At 74.5% G+C, this 14518-nt stretch carries 14 protein-coding genes; 11 read left to right on the top strand and 3 right to left on the bottom strand.

What is annotated here, in order from left to right:
* Positions 1-56: 56 nt before the first annotated feature.
* From PH189_RS00770 to PH189_RS00760, 3 genes are read left to right on the top strand one after another with little or no spacing between them, the layout of a single operon-like run.
* A complete protein-coding gene (locus PH189_RS00770; RefSeq protein WP_274186820.1) occupies positions 57-1187 on the top strand; it encodes a hypothetical protein in 1131 nt (376 codons plus the stop codon).
* Positions 1184-2170 carry an ABC transporter ATP-binding protein gene (locus tag PH189_RS00765; RefSeq protein WP_274186819.1) on the top strand — a complete coding sequence of 329 codons (987 nt, stop codon included), beginning with the start codon at positions 1184-1186 and terminating at the stop codon, positions 2168-2170. Before PH189_RS00770 ends, PH189_RS00765 begins: the two co-directional genes overlap by 4 nt.
* A complete protein-coding gene (locus PH189_RS00760) occupies positions 2167-3183 on the top strand; it encodes an ABC transporter permease (RefSeq protein WP_274186818.1) in 1017 nt (338 codons plus the stop codon). Before PH189_RS00765 ends, PH189_RS00760 begins: the two co-directional genes overlap by 4 nt.
* Before the next feature lie 71 nt (positions 3184-3254).
* On the opposite strand, the gene PH189_RS00755 is transcribed toward PH189_RS00760, so the two are convergent.
* The gene (locus PH189_RS00755; RefSeq protein WP_274186817.1) at positions 3255-4079 is read right to left on the bottom strand and encodes an esterase/lipase family protein; all 825 of its coding nucleotides are present in this window, start codon (positions 4077-4079) and stop codon (positions 3255-3257) included.
* Positions 4080-4131: 52 nt separating this feature from the next.
* Here PH189_RS00755 and PH189_RS00750 point away from each other — a divergent pair, with 52 nt between their 5' ends.
* Complete coding sequence (locus tag PH189_RS00750; protein WP_274186816.1) at positions 4132-5022, top strand: SCO6745 family protein; 891 nt, start codon at positions 4132-4134, stop codon at positions 5020-5022.
* A 32-nt stretch (positions 5023-5054) separates the two neighbouring features.
* Here the strand turns inward: PH189_RS00750 and PH189_RS00745 are convergent, their stop codons facing one another.
* Complete coding sequence (locus PH189_RS00745) at positions 5055-5261, bottom strand: hypothetical protein (protein WP_274186815.1); 207 nt, start codon at positions 5259-5261, stop codon at positions 5055-5057.
* 79 nt (positions 5262-5340) lie between these two features.
* On the opposite strand from PH189_RS00745, the gene PH189_RS00740 reads away from it, so the two are divergent.
* From PH189_RS00740 to PH189_RS00730, 3 genes are all read left to right on the top strand, one after another.
* Positions 5341-6312 carry an FAD-dependent oxidoreductase gene (locus PH189_RS00740; protein WP_274186814.1) on the top strand — a complete coding sequence of 324 codons (972 nt, stop codon included), beginning with the start codon at positions 5341-5343 and terminating at the stop codon, positions 6310-6312.
* A 93-nt stretch (positions 6313-6405) separates the two neighbouring features.
* A complete protein-coding gene (typA, locus tag PH189_RS00735) occupies positions 6406-8301 on the top strand; it encodes a translational GTPase TypA (RefSeq protein ID WP_274187158.1) in 1896 nt (631 codons plus the stop codon).
* Between the two features lie 109 nt (positions 8302-8410).
* Entirely contained in the window at positions 8411-9034 is a 624-nt protein-coding gene (locus PH189_RS00730; protein ID WP_274186813.1) for a DedA family protein, read from the top strand.
* 55 nt (positions 9035-9089) lie between these two features.
* On the opposite strand, the gene gndA is transcribed toward PH189_RS00730, so the two are convergent.
* Entirely contained in the window at positions 9090-10529 is a 1440-nt protein-coding gene (gene gndA, locus PH189_RS00725; protein WP_274186812.1) for an NADP-dependent phosphogluconate dehydrogenase, read from the bottom strand.
* 106 nt (positions 10530-10635) lie between these two features.
* On the opposite strand from gndA, the gene PH189_RS00720 reads away from it, so the two are divergent.
* The 4 genes from PH189_RS00720 (at position 10636) to PH189_RS00705 (ending at position 14492) form a co-directional block, all read left to right on the top strand.
* On the top strand, positions 10636-11436 hold the full coding sequence (locus tag PH189_RS00720; protein WP_274186811.1) for a GH12 family glycosyl hydrolase domain-containing protein: 801 nt from the start codon (positions 10636-10638) through the stop codon (positions 11434-11436).
* Between the two features lie 73 nt (positions 11437-11509).
* Positions 11510-11980 carry a GtrA family protein gene (locus tag PH189_RS00715; RefSeq protein WP_274186810.1) on the top strand — a complete coding sequence of 157 codons (471 nt, stop codon included), beginning with the start codon at positions 11510-11512 and terminating at the stop codon, positions 11978-11980.
* A gap of 62 nt (positions 11981-12042) precedes the next feature.
* Positions 12043-13374, top strand: a complete 1332-nt coding sequence (hisD, locus tag PH189_RS00710; RefSeq protein ID WP_274186809.1) for a histidinol dehydrogenase — start codon at positions 12043-12045, stop codon at positions 13372-13374.
* Positions 13371-14492, top strand: coding sequence for a histidinol-phosphate transaminase (locus tag PH189_RS00705; protein WP_274186808.1), 1122 nt, complete (start codon positions 13371-13373; stop codon positions 14490-14492). The genes hisD and PH189_RS00705 overlap by 4 nt, the downstream gene beginning before the upstream one ends.
* Positions 14493-14518 lie beyond the last annotated feature (26 nt).

Raw genomic sequence — 14518 nt, 5'->3', positions numbered from 1 at the left:
GCGCGGTTCGGTGGCACCCTCGAGCGGAGACGTGAGCGAGGGGAGTCGGGACGCCGGTGGCGGGACGGTCGGGGACGGCCGCAGGGCGTGCCCTGTGGCGATGGGCCGTGGTGGCCGTGGTCGGCGCGCTCCTGGTGGGGGTCCCCGCGCTGCTGGCGGCGCGTCCGGGTGACGCGCGTGCCGACCCGCAGGAGCTCCGCGACCGGATCGCGGCCTCCGCGGGCGTCGGGTGGACCGGCTACGCCGAGGCCCGTGCGACGCTCGGCCTGCCGCGCATCGCCGCCCTCGCCGACGTCACCACGCTGCTGTCCGGCGTGACCCGGATGCGCGGCTGGTACGCGGGCCCGGACCGGGCGCGCACCGACGTGCTCTCGGCGGTGGGGGAGCGCGACCGCTACGTCACCCCGCGAGGCCAGGCCGTCTGGGACTACGGCGCCGAGCTGCTCACCATCGTCGCCCGCGACCCGGAGGTCCGCCTGCCCCGCTCCGAGGACCTCCTCCCTCCCGACCTGGCCCGGCGCCTGCTCGCCGGCACGGCCCCGGACGACCCGGCGACGGCCCTGCCCGCGCGGCGGGTCGCGGGTGTCGACGCCGCGGGGGTCCGGGTCACGGTCGCCGACCCGGAGACCACGGTCGACGCGCTCGACGTCTGGGCCGACCCGGCGACCGGGCTGCCCGTCGCCGTCGAGGTGCGGGCCCGGGGGGTCGCCGAGCCGATGATCAGCACGGCGTTCGGCGACCTGGAGCAGGGCCCACCCGACCCGACGGCCCTCGAGCCGCGCCGCGGACCGGGCGCCGGCGTCACGCGCAGCCCCACGTCCGACCTGTTCGGCGTCCTCGGCCGTGGCGACGGCAGCACGCTGCCCGCGGTGCTCGCCGGGCGGGAGCGCGTGCCGCCGGAGCGGCGCTTCCCGGCGCTCGGCCAGTACGGCACGACGCTCGGACAGCTGATCGCGGTGCCGCTGCCCGCCGACTTCGCCGCGACCCTCCTCGGCGGGATCGACCGCGCCGGGGCCGGGCGCACCCTGACCCTCGACGGGCAGGGCTCGGCACTGGAGACCCCGCTGCTCTCGCTCGCCGTGGTGCGCAGCGAGGACGGCGCGCGGGCCTGGGTGCTGGCCGGGCTGGTCCCGCCCGCCGCCCTCGACTCCGGGGCCGCGGACCTGCTGGCGGGGGGCCGTCAGTGAGCACGCGGCAGACGCAGCGGATCGACGCCCGGCCGCCGTCGTCCGGGCTCGTGATCGAGACCCGCGGCGTCACCAAGCGCTTCGGGTCCCACGTCGCCGTCGACGACGTCGACCTGCACGTCGCCGAGGGCGCCCGCTACGGCTTCCTCGGCCCCAACGGGTCCGGCAAGACGACCATGGTCCGGATGCTGCTCGGCCTGGTGTACGCCACGCGTGGCGAGATCACGGTGCTCGGGGCCACGGTGCCCCACCGGGTGGCCGACGTGCTGCCGGAGATCGGGGCGATGGTCGAGGGCCCGGCCGCCTACCCGCACCTGTCCGGGCGGACCAACCTCGCGCTGCTCGACGCGTCCGGCCCGCGCCGTGGCCGGGACGGGCAACGTCGGCGCGGGCGGGTCGAGGAGGTCCTCGAGCGCGTCGGGCTCGCCGCGGTCGACCGGCGCCCGGTGCGCACGTACTCGCTCGGCATGCGCCAGCGCCTCGGGCTGGCGGGCGCGCTGCTGAACCGACCCCGGCTGCTCGTGCTCGACGAGCCGACGAACGGGCTGGACCCGCACGGCATCCGCGAGGTCCGGGACCTGCTCATCGAGCTGAACGCGGCCGGCACCACGGTCTTCCTCTCGAGCCACCTGCTCGCCGAGATCGAGGCGCTGTGCACCACCGTCGGCGTCGTCGACCGGGGCCGGCTCGTGCTCGAGGACGCCCTCGACGCGGTGCGGGGCCCGACGGGGCGGCTCGTGGTGCGCACCCCCGATCCGGACGGCGCGGCCCGGCTGCTCGGCCGGGCGGTGGCCGAGCGCCACGACCACACGCTCGTCGTCGACGCCGCGCCGGGCGGCCCGTCGGCGCTGGCCCGCCACCTCGTCGAGCACGGCGTGCCCCTCGACGGGCTCGCCGAGCAGCGCCGCAGCCTGGAGGACGTCGTCGTCGCACTCACCGGACCCGGGTCGGACACCGCGCGCGACCGGAGGGATCGCGCGTGATCCGCGTCGAACTGATCAAGCTCGCCGGCCGTCCCCGGACCTGGGTGGCGATCGGCCTGCTGTGCCTCCTGCCCGCCGTGGTGGCCGTCTTCCTCGCGACCACCCGCATCTCCCCGCCGCCGGGACAGGGCGCGGCGTTCCTGTCGGCGGTGCTGCAGTCCGGCTCGCTCTACCCCGCCGCCGCGCTGGCGCTCGTCCTGCCGATCTTCCTGCCGGTCGCCGTCGCCGTGGTCGCGGGCGACGCCGTGGCGGGCGAGTCATCACAGGGCACCCTGCGCTACCTGCTCGTACGACCGGTCCGCCGCACCGCGCTGCTGGGCGCCAAGCTCGTGGCGATCGTGGTGTTCGTCGTCGTTGCGGTGCTCTCGGTCGCCGGCACCTCGTACGTCGTCGGGGTCTCGCTGTTCGGGGCGGGCGATCCGGTGGCCGTGGTGCGCGCGCTGCCCGAGGTCACCGGCGGGGACGACGCGGTCGCGGGCGCGGGATCGGCCGGCGGCGAGCAACCGGCGTCGGCGGGCGGGCAGGTCGGCGGCTCGGACGCGTCGCAGTCGGGGGCCCGGCCGGGCACCGACACCGGCGACAGCACGGCGGTCGCCGACGATCAGGCCGCGCGTGATCGGGCGCAGTCGTCGGTGTCGTCGCTGTCCGGCGAGGCGCTCGGGCCCGCCGACCTCGCGGCGCGCCTGCTCGGCGCGATGGGCTACGTGGTCGTCTCGATGCTCGGCGTGGCCGCGATCGCCCTGTTCCTGTCGACGGTCACGGCGTCCTCGCTCGGCGCGACCCTCGGCGCCCTGGCCGCGCTGATCACCAGCCAGGTGCTCGTCAGCCTGGACGCGGCCTCGTCCGTGACGCCCTACCTGCCGACGCGGTACTGGCTGGCCTGGGTCGACTTCTTCCGCGACCCGATCTTCCTGCGCGACATCTCGTCCGGCCTCTGGCTCCAGGCGGGCTACGTCGTGGTGCTCATGCTCGCCGCCTGGGCGAACTTCACGACGAAGGACGTGACGAGCTAGTCCTCGGTGTCAGCGGCGGACCGTCGCAGACGTTGAGTGTCCGTATTCTTCCGTCGATCATGAGCGATGGGTCAGCTCCGGCCCTCGTCGCGCAGGGCGTCGCAGGCGTCCGGGTCGGCGGTGGGCAGGGGACCGGTGCCGAGGCCCCGCAGGACGAGCCCGACCGCCAGCGGGTCCACCGGCAGGCGCGAGTGCGGGATGGTCGCGTCGGAGCAGACGTCCTGGAGGCGCACCGCGTCGGTGCCGGGGAGCTCGGCGGAGTCGGGCGGGGTGACGGTCTCGTCGTCGGCGGTCCACAGCGACAGCCAGGGCACGCCGGCCGGCGCGGTCGCGAGGCCCGAGAGCAGCGCGCTGCCGGGCGCGAGCTGCTGGCACGCGCGCGGGCAGGCCCCGGGCACGAGCGCGCCGCCCGCGGCGGCGAGCTCGGCGCCCCGCAGCGGCGAGCCGAGGGTGACGACGCGGCGCACGGCCGGCGTGGTCCGCCCACGGTCGAGGTAGACGCGGGTGGCGACCCCGCCGGCGGAGTAGCCGACGACGTCGACCGACGGCGCGCCCTCGTCGAGCAGCCCGCGGACGGTGTCGTCGATCGTTGCGGCCTGGGTCACGAGGTCGCCGGTGCCGCCGGAGGGCAGCTCGACGATCACCGAGCGGCGACCCTCGGCGCGCAGGCGCTCGGTGAGCGCGATGAACGCCGCGCGGTTGCCGCCGTAGCCGGGCACGAGCACCACGGCGCCGGGGACCGCGGGGTCGGCGGGCGGCGGCACCCGGTACTCGCGGGCCACCGCGATCCCGATCAGCACCAGGAGCACGGCGCCGACCCCGAGCAACGCGAGCACGAAGGCACGCCGGCGCGGGGCCAGCCCGCCGAGCGGGGCCCGCGCGGGCCAGGACGACATGGGCCCCAGTGTGCCCCGGCGTCCGCGGCGTCCCCGTGAGACGGTGATCGCCGTGGCTGCACCGACCGACACCGTCGTCCCCGCCGACGCCGCCGCCCTCGCCGGCCGGCTCGAGCCCCTGCACTCGCAGATCTACTTCGTCCCGGAGGTCGGCGAGGAGCTCGCGCCGCTGGGGATCACGAAGCCGCGTGCCCAGTACTTCGCCCAGCGCGCCGCCCCGATGGGCGCGGTCGGGCCCGGCGTCGTGGCGGCCACGTTCTTCAACTTCAACGCAGGCCTGGTCGCGCGCTCGGTACCGGGCGTCTGGGCGTCGGCGGCACCCGCCGACGTCGTCAACGCCCGGCTGCGTGCCGCCGACTCGTCGCTGCGGCGGCTGCTGGGCGAGCAGGTGTCCTCGGCCGCGGTGACCGAGTCCGCCGAGCTCGCCCGCAAGGCCTGCGAGGGCGCCACCGGCGAGGACCGCCCCCTCTACGCCGCCCACGCCGACCTGCCCTGGCCCGACGAGCCGCACCTCATGCTCTGGCACGCGGTGACGCTCCTGCGCGAGCACCGCGGGGACGCCCACCTGCACGCGCTGCTCTCCGCCGGGCTCTCCGGCATCGAGGCGCTGATCACCCACGTCGCCACCGGCACGGGCTTCACCGTCGGCTTCGCCCAGCAGAGCCGCGGGTGGTCGCCCGAGCAGTGGAGCGAGGCCTCCGCCGGGCTCGCCGAGCGCGGCCTGCTCGACGGCGACGGCGCCCTCACCGAGGACGGTGCCGCGCTGCGCCGGGAGATCGAGGAGCACACCACCCGGATGTCCCTGGGGCCCTGGCGCCACCTCGGCACCGAGGGCATGGCGCGCCTCGCCGAGGTCTCCCGCCCGCTCTCGAAGGCCGTCCTGCCGGCCTTCGCCGTCGAGGGCGTCTTCTCACCCCGGTCGCCGCGGGCCCCGAAGGGCTGAGCCCGGACGGGCTGAACGCGGCAGGGCCGGGCTCAGCGGATCTGCTGCGGGCGCCCCGGCGCGCCCACCTCCTTGCGGTCCCTCGACCGCTTCACGAGCCAGACCCCGCCGCCGACGACCAGCGCCGCCGGGATCAGCCATACCAGCGTCCCGAGCAGCCACTGCACGATCGGCAGGACCACCCCGCCGAGCAGCACCAGCGCACCGACACCCACCAGAACCCACACCACGATCCTCATGACCTCGATGCTGCGCGCCCCTGCGGCCCGGCGAATCGGGGTGCACCCTGAGCCCGACTCGGGGTCGGGAGGGGTGCACATGCGGGTCGTGGTGGTCGGTGCCGGGATCGTCGGGCTGTCGGCGGCGTACGCGCTGCGCGGCACGGGCGCGTCGGTGCGGTGCGTCGACGCGGGCGAGCCGATGGCCGGGCGGTCGGCCGGGGAGACCCGCATCTTCCGCACCGCGCACGGCGACGCCGCGCTGGTCGCCGAGGCGCGACGTGCCTCGGAGCTCTGGGACGAGTGGTCGTTCCGGGCGGGCCGCACGCTCGTCGGGGCCGGGGGCACGATCGTCAGCGGGCCGCGGGTGCCCGCGTGGGCGGCGGCGATGGCCGAGGCCGGTGCGGTCCACCGGGTCGTGCGCGGGGTCCTGCACGACGCGGCGGGCGGGGTGCTCGACCTCGCCGGGGCCGGGGCATTCCTGCGCGAGGCCGTCCTCCCGGAGCGCCGGGCCGTCGAGGGCGTGGCGGCCGACGGGACGGTCCGGTACGCCGACGGGGGCCGCGACGCCGCCGACGCCGTCGTCGTCGCCGCGGGCGTCGGCACGCCCGCCCTGGTGGCGCCGCTGGACATCGACGTGCCCGAGGCGCTCTCCCACCACGCCCGGTTCGCGTTCGAGGGGCCCGCCGACGGGCCGTGCCACCTCGACGGACGCCCCGACGGGCCGCTCGCCAGCACCTATCAACACCGGACGGGCTCGGGGCACTGGGCCGTCGGCGGGCACCTGCCCGACGAGGACACGGCCTGGGAGCTGGGCGCCGACGAGGTCGCCCGCCGGTCCCGGGAGGCGGTGGTCGACCACGTCCGCCGGCACCTGCCCCGCCTCGACCCGACGCCGGTCGCGGAGCTGCGCTGCGTGTCCGGCCGGGGCCTCGGCGACGGGGTGCACCGGGCCCGATCGGGGGTCGTGCACGCCGTCTGGGGTGACAATCTCGCCAAGCTCGCACCCCGGATCGGGGAGGTCCTCGCGGCCGACGTGTCCGGGGACACCCCGGTCGCCGCCGGTGGTTGAGATCACGGGCCGTAACCTGGAGGAGTCGAACTGTCTTCTCCGGCTGGAGTCCCCCGCGTGTCCGTCACCGCCACCGAGCGTCCCGAGCCTGCCATGACGGGACGTGCCGACCTGCGCAACGTCGCGATCGTCGCGCACGTCGACCACGGCAAGACGACCCTGGTGGACGCCATGCTGCGTCAGTCCGGGGCGTTCGCCGCGCGCGCCGAGCTGGTCGACCGGGTCATGGACTCGGGCGACCTCGAGCGCGAGAAGGGCATCACGATCCTCGCGAAGAACACGGCGATCCACCGGGACGGCGTGACGATCAACGTCATCGACACCCCCGGCCACGCCGACTTCGGTGGCGAGGTCGAGCGCGGCCTGTCGATGGTCGACGGCGTGGTGCTCCTCGTCGACGCCAGCGAGGGCCCGCTGCCCCAGACGCGCTTCGTGCTGCGCAAGGCGCTCTCGGCGCACCTGCCGGTGATCCTGGTGGTCAACAAGACCGACCGCGCCGACGCGCGCTGCGCCGAGGTCGTCGACGAGTCCCTCGAGCTGCTGCTCGAGCTGGCCACCGACCTCGACCTCGACGACGACGTCGTCGCGCACCTGCTGGACCTGCCGGTGATCTACGCCAGCGCCCGCGCCGGCAAGGCGTCGGCCGAGCGGCCCGCCGACGGCGACGTCCCGGACTCCCCGGACCTCCAGCCGCTGTTCGACACGCTGATGACCGAGGTCCCGGCCCCGGCCGACGACCCGAACGGCGTCCTGCAGGCCCACGTCACCAACCTCGACGCCTCGGCATACCTCGGCCGCATCGCGCTCTGCCGCGTGCGCTCCGGGCGCATCCGCCGCGGCCAGCAGGTCGCCTGGTGCCGCGAGAACGGCGCCGTCACCCGCGTGAAGGTCACCGAGCTGCTGCGCACCGAGGGCCTCGAGCGGGTCTCGGCCGAGTACGCCGACGCCGGCGACATCGTCGCGGTGGCGGGGATCTCCGAGGTCACCATCGGCGACACCCTCGCCGACCCGGACGACCCGCACCCGCTGCCGCGCATCACCGTCGACGAGCCGGCGATCGCGATGACCATCGGCACCAACACCTCGCCGATGGCCGGGCGGGGTGGGGGGGCAGGTGACAAGCCCGGCTCCAAGCTCACCGCGCGCCTGGTGAAGAACCGGCTCGACTCCGAGCTCGTCGGCAACGTGTCGATGCGCGTGCTGCCCACCGAGCGCCCCGACACCTGGGAGGTGCAGGGCCGCGGCGAGCTGGCCCTGGCCATCCTCGTGGAGCAGATGCGCCGCGAGGGCTTCGAGCTCACCGTCGGCAAGCCCGAGGTCGTCACCAAGGAGGTCGACGGCAAGGTCCACGAGCCGTTCGAGCGCCTCTCGGTGGACGTCCCTGACGAGCACCTCGGCGCGGTCACCCAGCTGCTCGCGGCCCGCAAGGGCGAGCTGCTCGAGATGCAGCACTCGGCGTCGTCGCAGAACGTCCGGATGGAGTTCCGCGTGCCGTCGCGGGGCCTCATCGGCTTCCGCACCGAGTTCCTCACCGAGACCCGGGGCACGGGCATCGCGAACCAGCTCTTCGACGGCTACGGCCCCTGGGTCGGCGAGCTGCGCGCCCGCATCTCCGGCTCGCTGATCGCCGACCGTCCGGGTGCGGTGACCGGCCACGCCGTCGGCCTGCTCGCCGACCGCGGCGACCTCTTCGTCGGCCCGACCACCACGGTCTACGCCGGCATGGTGATCGGCGAGAACTCCCGGTCCGAGGACATGGAGGTCAACATCGTCCGCGAGAAGAAGCTGACCAACATGCGTCAGTCCTCGCAGGACGTCCTCGAGCGCCTCACCCCGCCGCGGATCCTGTCCCTCGAGCAGGCCCTGGAGTTCTGTTCGGAGGACGAGTGCGTCGAGGTCACCCCCGGCGCGGTGCGGATCCGCAAGGTCATCCTCGACTCGAACGAGCGCCACAAGGCCCGCAACCGGTCGAAGCAGGGGCTGGCCTGATCACAGTCCGACCGGGAACCCCACGCTCGTGGGCGGACGTTGGACGATCATGTACGCAGCAGCACCCGCATCCGGTGGGGGAGGACTCGCCGGGTGGGCGCAGGAGCTGATGGCCTCCTTCGGAGCGCCCGGCGCGGGGATCATCGTGGCGCTGGAGAACGTCTTCCCGCCCATCCCCAGCGAGGTCATCCTGCCGTTGGCGGGGTTCGCCGCGGGACGCGGGGAGTTCTCGGTGTACGCGGCGATCGCCTGGACCACCGGCGGCTCCGTGGTCGGTGCGATCGCGCTCTACCTCATCGGCATGCTCGCCCCGGAGCACCGGGTGCGCCAGGCGCTCTCGAAGATCCCCATGGTGCACCTCGAGGACGTGCGCCGCGCCGAGGGCTGGTTCGACCGGCACGGCCGATGGGCGGTGTTCCTCGGTCGGATGGTGCCGGGCATCCGGAGCCTCGTGTCGCTTCCGGCGGGCGCCCGGCACATGCCGTGGTACGAGTTCGGCGTCCTGACGCTCCTCGGGAGCCTCATCTGGAACACCGTGTTCGTCTACGGCGGCTACGCCCTGGGCACGCGGTGGTACCTGGTCGAGCGGTACTCCGGTGTGTTCCAGGTCGTCGTGCTGGTCCTGCTCGTCGCCCTGGTCGCCTTCATGCTGTTCAAGCGCTACCGACGCCACCGCCGCAAGGTGAAGGCGATGAACGCGCCGACCGAGCTGCTCGAGCGTCCCGAGGCCTGAGCATCGGGGAGCAGAGCAGCACGGTCGCCGCGTCACGTCGGCTCCTCGGTGGGTGTCAGCGCTGCTCCTGCGGCCGCCCCTCCTCGGCCCAGAGGGTGTGGAACGTGCCCTCGCGGTCGGTGCGCCGGTAGGTGTGGGCGCCGAAGAAGTCCCGCTGGCCCTGGATGAGGGCGGCCGGCAGGCGCTCGGCGCGCAGCGCGTCGTAGTAGGACAGCGCCGTCGAGAAGCCGGGCGCCGGGATGCCGAGCTGCGCCGCGACGGCCACCACGCGGCGCCAGGAGTCCTGCGCGCCCGCCAGCGCCTCGGAGAACGAGGTGTCGGCGAGCAGCGTCGCGAGCGCCGGGTCGCGGCGGTAGGCCGCGGTGATCTCGTCGAGGAAGCGGGCCCGGATGATGCAGCCCCCACGCCAGATGGAGGCGACGGCGCCCAGGTCGATCGACCAGTCGTACTCGACGGCGCCGGCCTGGATCTGGTTGAAGCCCTGGGCGTACGCGACGATCTTCGACGCGTAGAGCGCCTGCTCGATGTCGTCGGCGAAGCCCTCCGCGGCGGCGCCCTCGAGCACCGCGCCCGAGGTGCCGGGCAGGCCGCGGGCGGCGTCACGCAGGTCGCGGTGGCCCGAGAGCGAGCGGGAGAAGACCGCCTCGCCGATGCCCGTCACCGGCACGCCCAGCTCCAGGGCGCCCTGAACGGTCCAGCGCCCGGTGCCCTTCTGCTCGGCCTCGTCGGCGACGACGTCGACGAACGGCTTCCCGGTGTCGGCGTCGACGTGCGAGAGCACCTCGGACGAGATCTCCATGAGGTAGGAGTCGAGCCGCCCGGCGTTCCACGACCGGAACGTCTCGGCGATCGCCGCGGGGTCGAGGCCGAGCCCCTTGCGCAGGAGGTCGTAGGCCTCCGCGATGAGCTGCATGTCGGCGTACTCGATGCCGTTGTGGACCATCTTCACGAAGTGGCCCGCGCCGTCGGCACCGATGTGGGTGCAGCACGGCTCGCCGTCGACCTTCGCCGCGATGTCCTCGAGCAGCGGGCCCAACGCGTCGTAGGCCTCCTTGGGCCCGCCGGGCATGATCGACGGCCCGTTGAGGGCGCCCTCCTCGCCGCCCGACACCCCCATGCCGACGAAGTTCAGGCCTTTCTCCGACAGCGCCTTCTCGCGACGGCGGGTGTCGAGGAAATGGGCGTTGCCGGCGTCGATGATCACGTCGCCCTGCTCGAGCAGCGGGGTGAACTCGTCGATGACGGCGTCGGTGGCGGCGCCCGCAGGCACCATCAGCACGATCCGGCGCGGGCGCTCGAGGGAGTCGACGAACTCCTGCGCCGACTCCGCGGCGACGAAGGTGCCCTCGTCGGAGAAGTGGTCGACCAGGTCCTTCGTCTTCTGGTAGGTCCGGTTGTGCAGAGCCACGGCGTGCCCGTGACGGGCGAGGTTGCGGGCGAGGTTGCGCCCCATGGTGGCCAGTCCGCTGACGCCGATCTCGGCTTTCGCACTCACGCCGCACAGTGTGGCCCGTCGCCCGGGCCACAACACACCCGTTCGGATCACATCCTTCCGTGTCGCGCGCAGTTGAGCCGCCGACGACTTCTGCGGGGGGACGACGGTGGGCGAGGGCCTGGCACGACTGCGGTACGCGAATCGCTGGATGATCGGCGCGCTGATCGGGGCACTGATGGCGACGGGCCTCCTGGCCGGGGCGGGAGCGGGACAGGCGGCGCCCGCGCGCACGTGCGACCAGTTCGGGTCGTTCCCGCTGGCCGGCGCGATGTACGTCGCGCAGAACAACCGCTGGGGCGCGAGCACCGAGCAGTGCATCACCGCGGCGGGCAGCGGCGTCGGCTTCACCGTCGACACGGCCCGGCACACCAACACGACGGGCCCGGCGGGCTATCCGTCGATCTATCGCGGCTGCGTCTACGGCTACTGCACCGTGAAGAGCCCGTTCCCGCGCAGGGTCTCCGACCTCGGCAACCTCCGCTCGAGCTGGGCCACGTCGCGCCCCACCGGCGCCGGCACGCAGCAGTACAACACCGCCTACGACATCTGGTTCGACCCGATCGCCACCCAGGCGGGCCGCAACACCGGCGCCGAGATGATGATCTGGCTGAACCGGACCTCGTGGGTGCAGCCGATCGGGACGAAGCGCTACGAGATCACGCTGGCCGGCACCCGCTGGGAGGTCTGGTACGGCCGGATCGACCTTCCGGTGATCTCGTTCGTCCGCAAGACACCCGTGACGTCGGTGTCGAACCTGCCGCTGACCGACTTCGCCCGCGAGGCCACCCGGGTCGGCGTCGTGAAGTCGACCTGGTTCCTGACCAGCGTCCAGGCCGGGTTCGAGCCCTGGACCGGGGGCACCGGCCTGCGGACCTCGTCGTTCTCGGTGACGCGCAACGGCGTCTGATCGTCATCTGACGGTCACGCCCCCGTCCGCCGGGCCTCCGCGGAGGGGACCGGTGGACCGGTGGGATGGCCGGGTGACGGAGTCGGACGCCCGAACGCGCTTCCGCGCCGCCTGCGCGGCCGTCGTCGCCGTTCTCCCGCGGGGCCTGCGGACGGTCGTCGCGCCGAGCATGGTCGGCTTCGCCGTCGTCAACGGGTTCACCTTCGCCGTCGACCTGCTGCTGCTCTCCCTGCTGATCGACGGTCTCGGCCTCCCGTTGTGGGCGGGGATCACCGTCGCGTACGGCACGGCGTTCGCGCTGAGCTTCGTGCTCAACCGGTGGCTGAACTTCGAGCCGGAGCGTCCCGTCGGCACCCAGATCGGGCGCTACGTCGTGGTCGTCGCCCTGAACTACGCGGCGATCGTGCTGGGCGTGACCCACGGGCTGGCGGCCGCCGGCATCCCGTACCAGCTCGCCCGGCTCGTGGCCGGGGCGTGCGAGGCGGTGTTCATGTACGCCGCGATGCGCTGGTTCGTGTTCGCGAGGTGCGCCGCGCGCACGTGAGCAGTTTCGCGTGCCATAACCCGCGAAAGTGCTCACATGCCGCGGGCACCTACCCTGGAGCCGTGCTGTCCCGGATCGACCTGCGTGCCTCCGTCCCCGCCCCCACCGAGCTGCGGGCGCTGCTCCCGCGGGCGGCGGTCGACGTCGACGCCGTCGTCGAGCGGGTCCGCCCGGTGATCGACGCGGTGCGCGACCGCGGCGCCGAGGCGGCCCTCGACTACGCCGAGCAGTTCGACCGGGTGCGCCCGGAGTCGGTCCGCGTGCCCCACGCCGCGCTGCGCGAGGCGCTCGACGCGACCGCCCCGGAGGTCCGCGCCGCCCTGGAGACCTCGATCGAGCGTGCCCGGGCCGTGCACGCCGACCAGCGCCGGGTCGACACGACGACGCAGGTGGTACCCGGCGGCACGGTCACCGAGCGCTGGGTGCCGGTGTCCCGCGTCGGGCTCTACGCGCCCGGCGGGCTCGCGGTCTACCCGTCGAGCGTCGTCATGAACGTGGTCCCGGCCCAGACCGCCGGCGTCGAGGGCCTCGTCGTCTGCTCACCTCCGCAGGCCGAGTTCGGCGGACGCCCGCACCCCCTGATCCTCGCCGCGGCCGCGCTGCTCGGCGTGGACGAGGTGTGGGCCGTGGGCGGGGCGCAGGCCGTCGCGCTGCTGGCCTACGGCGGTGTCGACACCGACGGATCGCCGCTCGAGCCGGTCGACACGGTCACCGGGCCGGGCAACGTCTACGTCACCGCGGCGAAGCGGGTGCTGCGCGGGCGCATCGGCATCGACTCCGAGGCCGGCACCACCGAGATCGCGATCCTCGCCGACGACACCGCCGACCCCGTGCACGTCGCCGCCGACCTCATCAGCCAGGCCGAGCACGACCCCGCGGCCGCGTCGGTGCTGGTGACGACGTCGCCCGCGCTCGCCGACGCCGTCGACGCCGAGCTCGACGCCCAGGTGGCCACCACCAAGCACACCGAGCGGATCACCACGGCCCTCGGCGGTCCCCAGTCCGGCACGATCCTGGTCGGCGACGTCGAGGACGGGCTCCGGGTGGTGGACGCCTACGCCGCCGAGCACCTGGAGATCCAGACCGCGGACGCGCGCGACGTGGCCGCCCGGGTGCGCAACGCCGGCGCGGTGTTCGTCGGGCCGCACAGCCCGGTCTCGCTCGGCGACTACTGCGCCGGCTCCAACCACGTGCTGCCCACCGGCGGCTGCGCGCGCCACTCCAGCGGCCTGTCGGTGCAGACGTTCCTGCGCGGCATCCACGTCGTCGACTACTCGGCCGACGCGCTGGCCGAAGTGGCCGACCGCGTCGTGGCCCTCGCCGACGCCGAGGACCTGCCGGCCCACGGGCAGGCCGTGACGGCGCGCTTCGACCGCCGGGAGCCGCGGTCGTGAGCGACGTCATCGGCGCCGGGGTGACCCTCGACGCCCTGCCCCTGCGCGACGACCTGCGCGGACGCAGCCCCTACGGCGCGCCCCAGCTCGAGGTCCCGGTCGCCCTGAACACCAACGAGAACCCGTTCCCGCCGCCACCGGCCCTGGTCGAGAGCGTGGCCGTCGCGACCCGCGAGGCCGCCGCGAGCCTGAACCGCTACCCCGACCGGGACCACACGGCGCTGCGCGCGGCGCTGGCCGCCTACCTGACGCACGCCACGGGCGTCCGCCTCACCACCGAGAACCTCTGGGCGGCCAACGGCTCCAACGAGGTGCTCCAGCAGCTCCTGCAGGCCTTCGGGGGGCCGGGGCGCACGGCCCTGGGCTTCGAGCCGTCGTACTCGATGCACCCGATCCTCGCCGCCGGCACGCGCACCGAATGGGTGCCCGCGCCCCGGCGGGACGACTTCTCGCTCGACGCGGACCAGGCGGTCGGCGTGATCGCCGAGAAGCAGCCCGACGTGCTGTTCGTGACCACGCCGAACAACCCGACGGGCCAGTCGGTCGAGCTCGACGAGCTGCGGGCCATCGCCGAGGCCGCCCCCGGGCTCGTGGTGGTCGACGAGGCGTACGTCGAGTTCTCGTCCGGGCCCTCGGCCGTCGAGCTGCTCGAGCCCCTGGGTCACAAGCTGGTGGTCAGCCGCACGATGTCCAAGGCGTTCGCCTTCGCCGGGGGCCGGCTGGGCTACCTCGCGGCCGCCCCGGCGGTGATCGAGGCGCTGATGCTCGTCCGGCTGCCCTACCACCTCTCGGCCCTGACCCAGGCCGCGGCGCTGGCGGCGCTGGAGCACGCCGACGACACCCTCGCGCTCGTCGCCACCCTGTCCCGCGAGCGCGACCGGATCGCCGCGGCGCTCGCCGACCTCGGCGCGCACATCGTGCCCAGCACCGCGAACTTCCTGCTCTACGGCGGGTTCCCGTCCCGGCACGGTGACGCCCACGCCGCCTGGCAGGCCTACCTCGACGCCGGCGTCCTCGTCCGCGACGTCGGCATCCCGGGGATGCTGCGGGTCACGGTGGGGACGCCGGAGGAGAACGACCGGTTCCTCGAGGTCAGCGCGGAAGTCCTGCGCGCCTGAATCCGGAGATCTCCCGCCGAGGGGCA

The sequence above is a fragment of the Actinomycetospora chibensis genome (assembly GCF_028737215.1).
In the GTDB taxonomy this organism is placed as follows: Bacteria; Actinomycetota; Actinomycetes; order Mycobacteriales; family Pseudonocardiaceae; genus Actinomycetospora; species Actinomycetospora chibensis.
The sequence above is the reverse complement of the archived record's forward strand: the minus strand, read 5'-3'. Positions and strand labels throughout refer to the sequence as shown.

What these genes read in the sequence shown, in the direction of transcription:
- PH189_RS00740 (WP_274186814.1), top strand. Translation starts at nt 5,341, where the DNA reads ATGCGGGTCGTGGTGGTCGGTGCCGGGATCGTCGGGCTGTCGGCGGCG.
- PH189_RS00730 (WP_274186813.1), top strand. Translation starts at nt 8,411, where the DNA reads ATGGCCTCCTTCGGAGCGCCCGGCGCGGGGATCATCGTGGCGCTGGAG.
- PH189_RS00745 (WP_274186815.1), bottom strand. Translation starts at nt 5,261, where the DNA reads ATGAGGATCGTGGTGTGGGTTCTGGTGGGTGTCGGTGCGCTGGTGCTG.
- PH189_RS00755 (WP_274186817.1), bottom strand. Translation starts at nt 4,079, where the DNA reads ATGTCGTCCTGGCCCGCGCGGGCCCCGCTCGGCGGGCTGGCCCCGCGC.
- typA (WP_274187158.1), top strand. Translation starts at nt 6,406, where the DNA reads ATGACGGGACGTGCCGACCTGCGCAACGTCGCGATCGTCGCGCACGTC.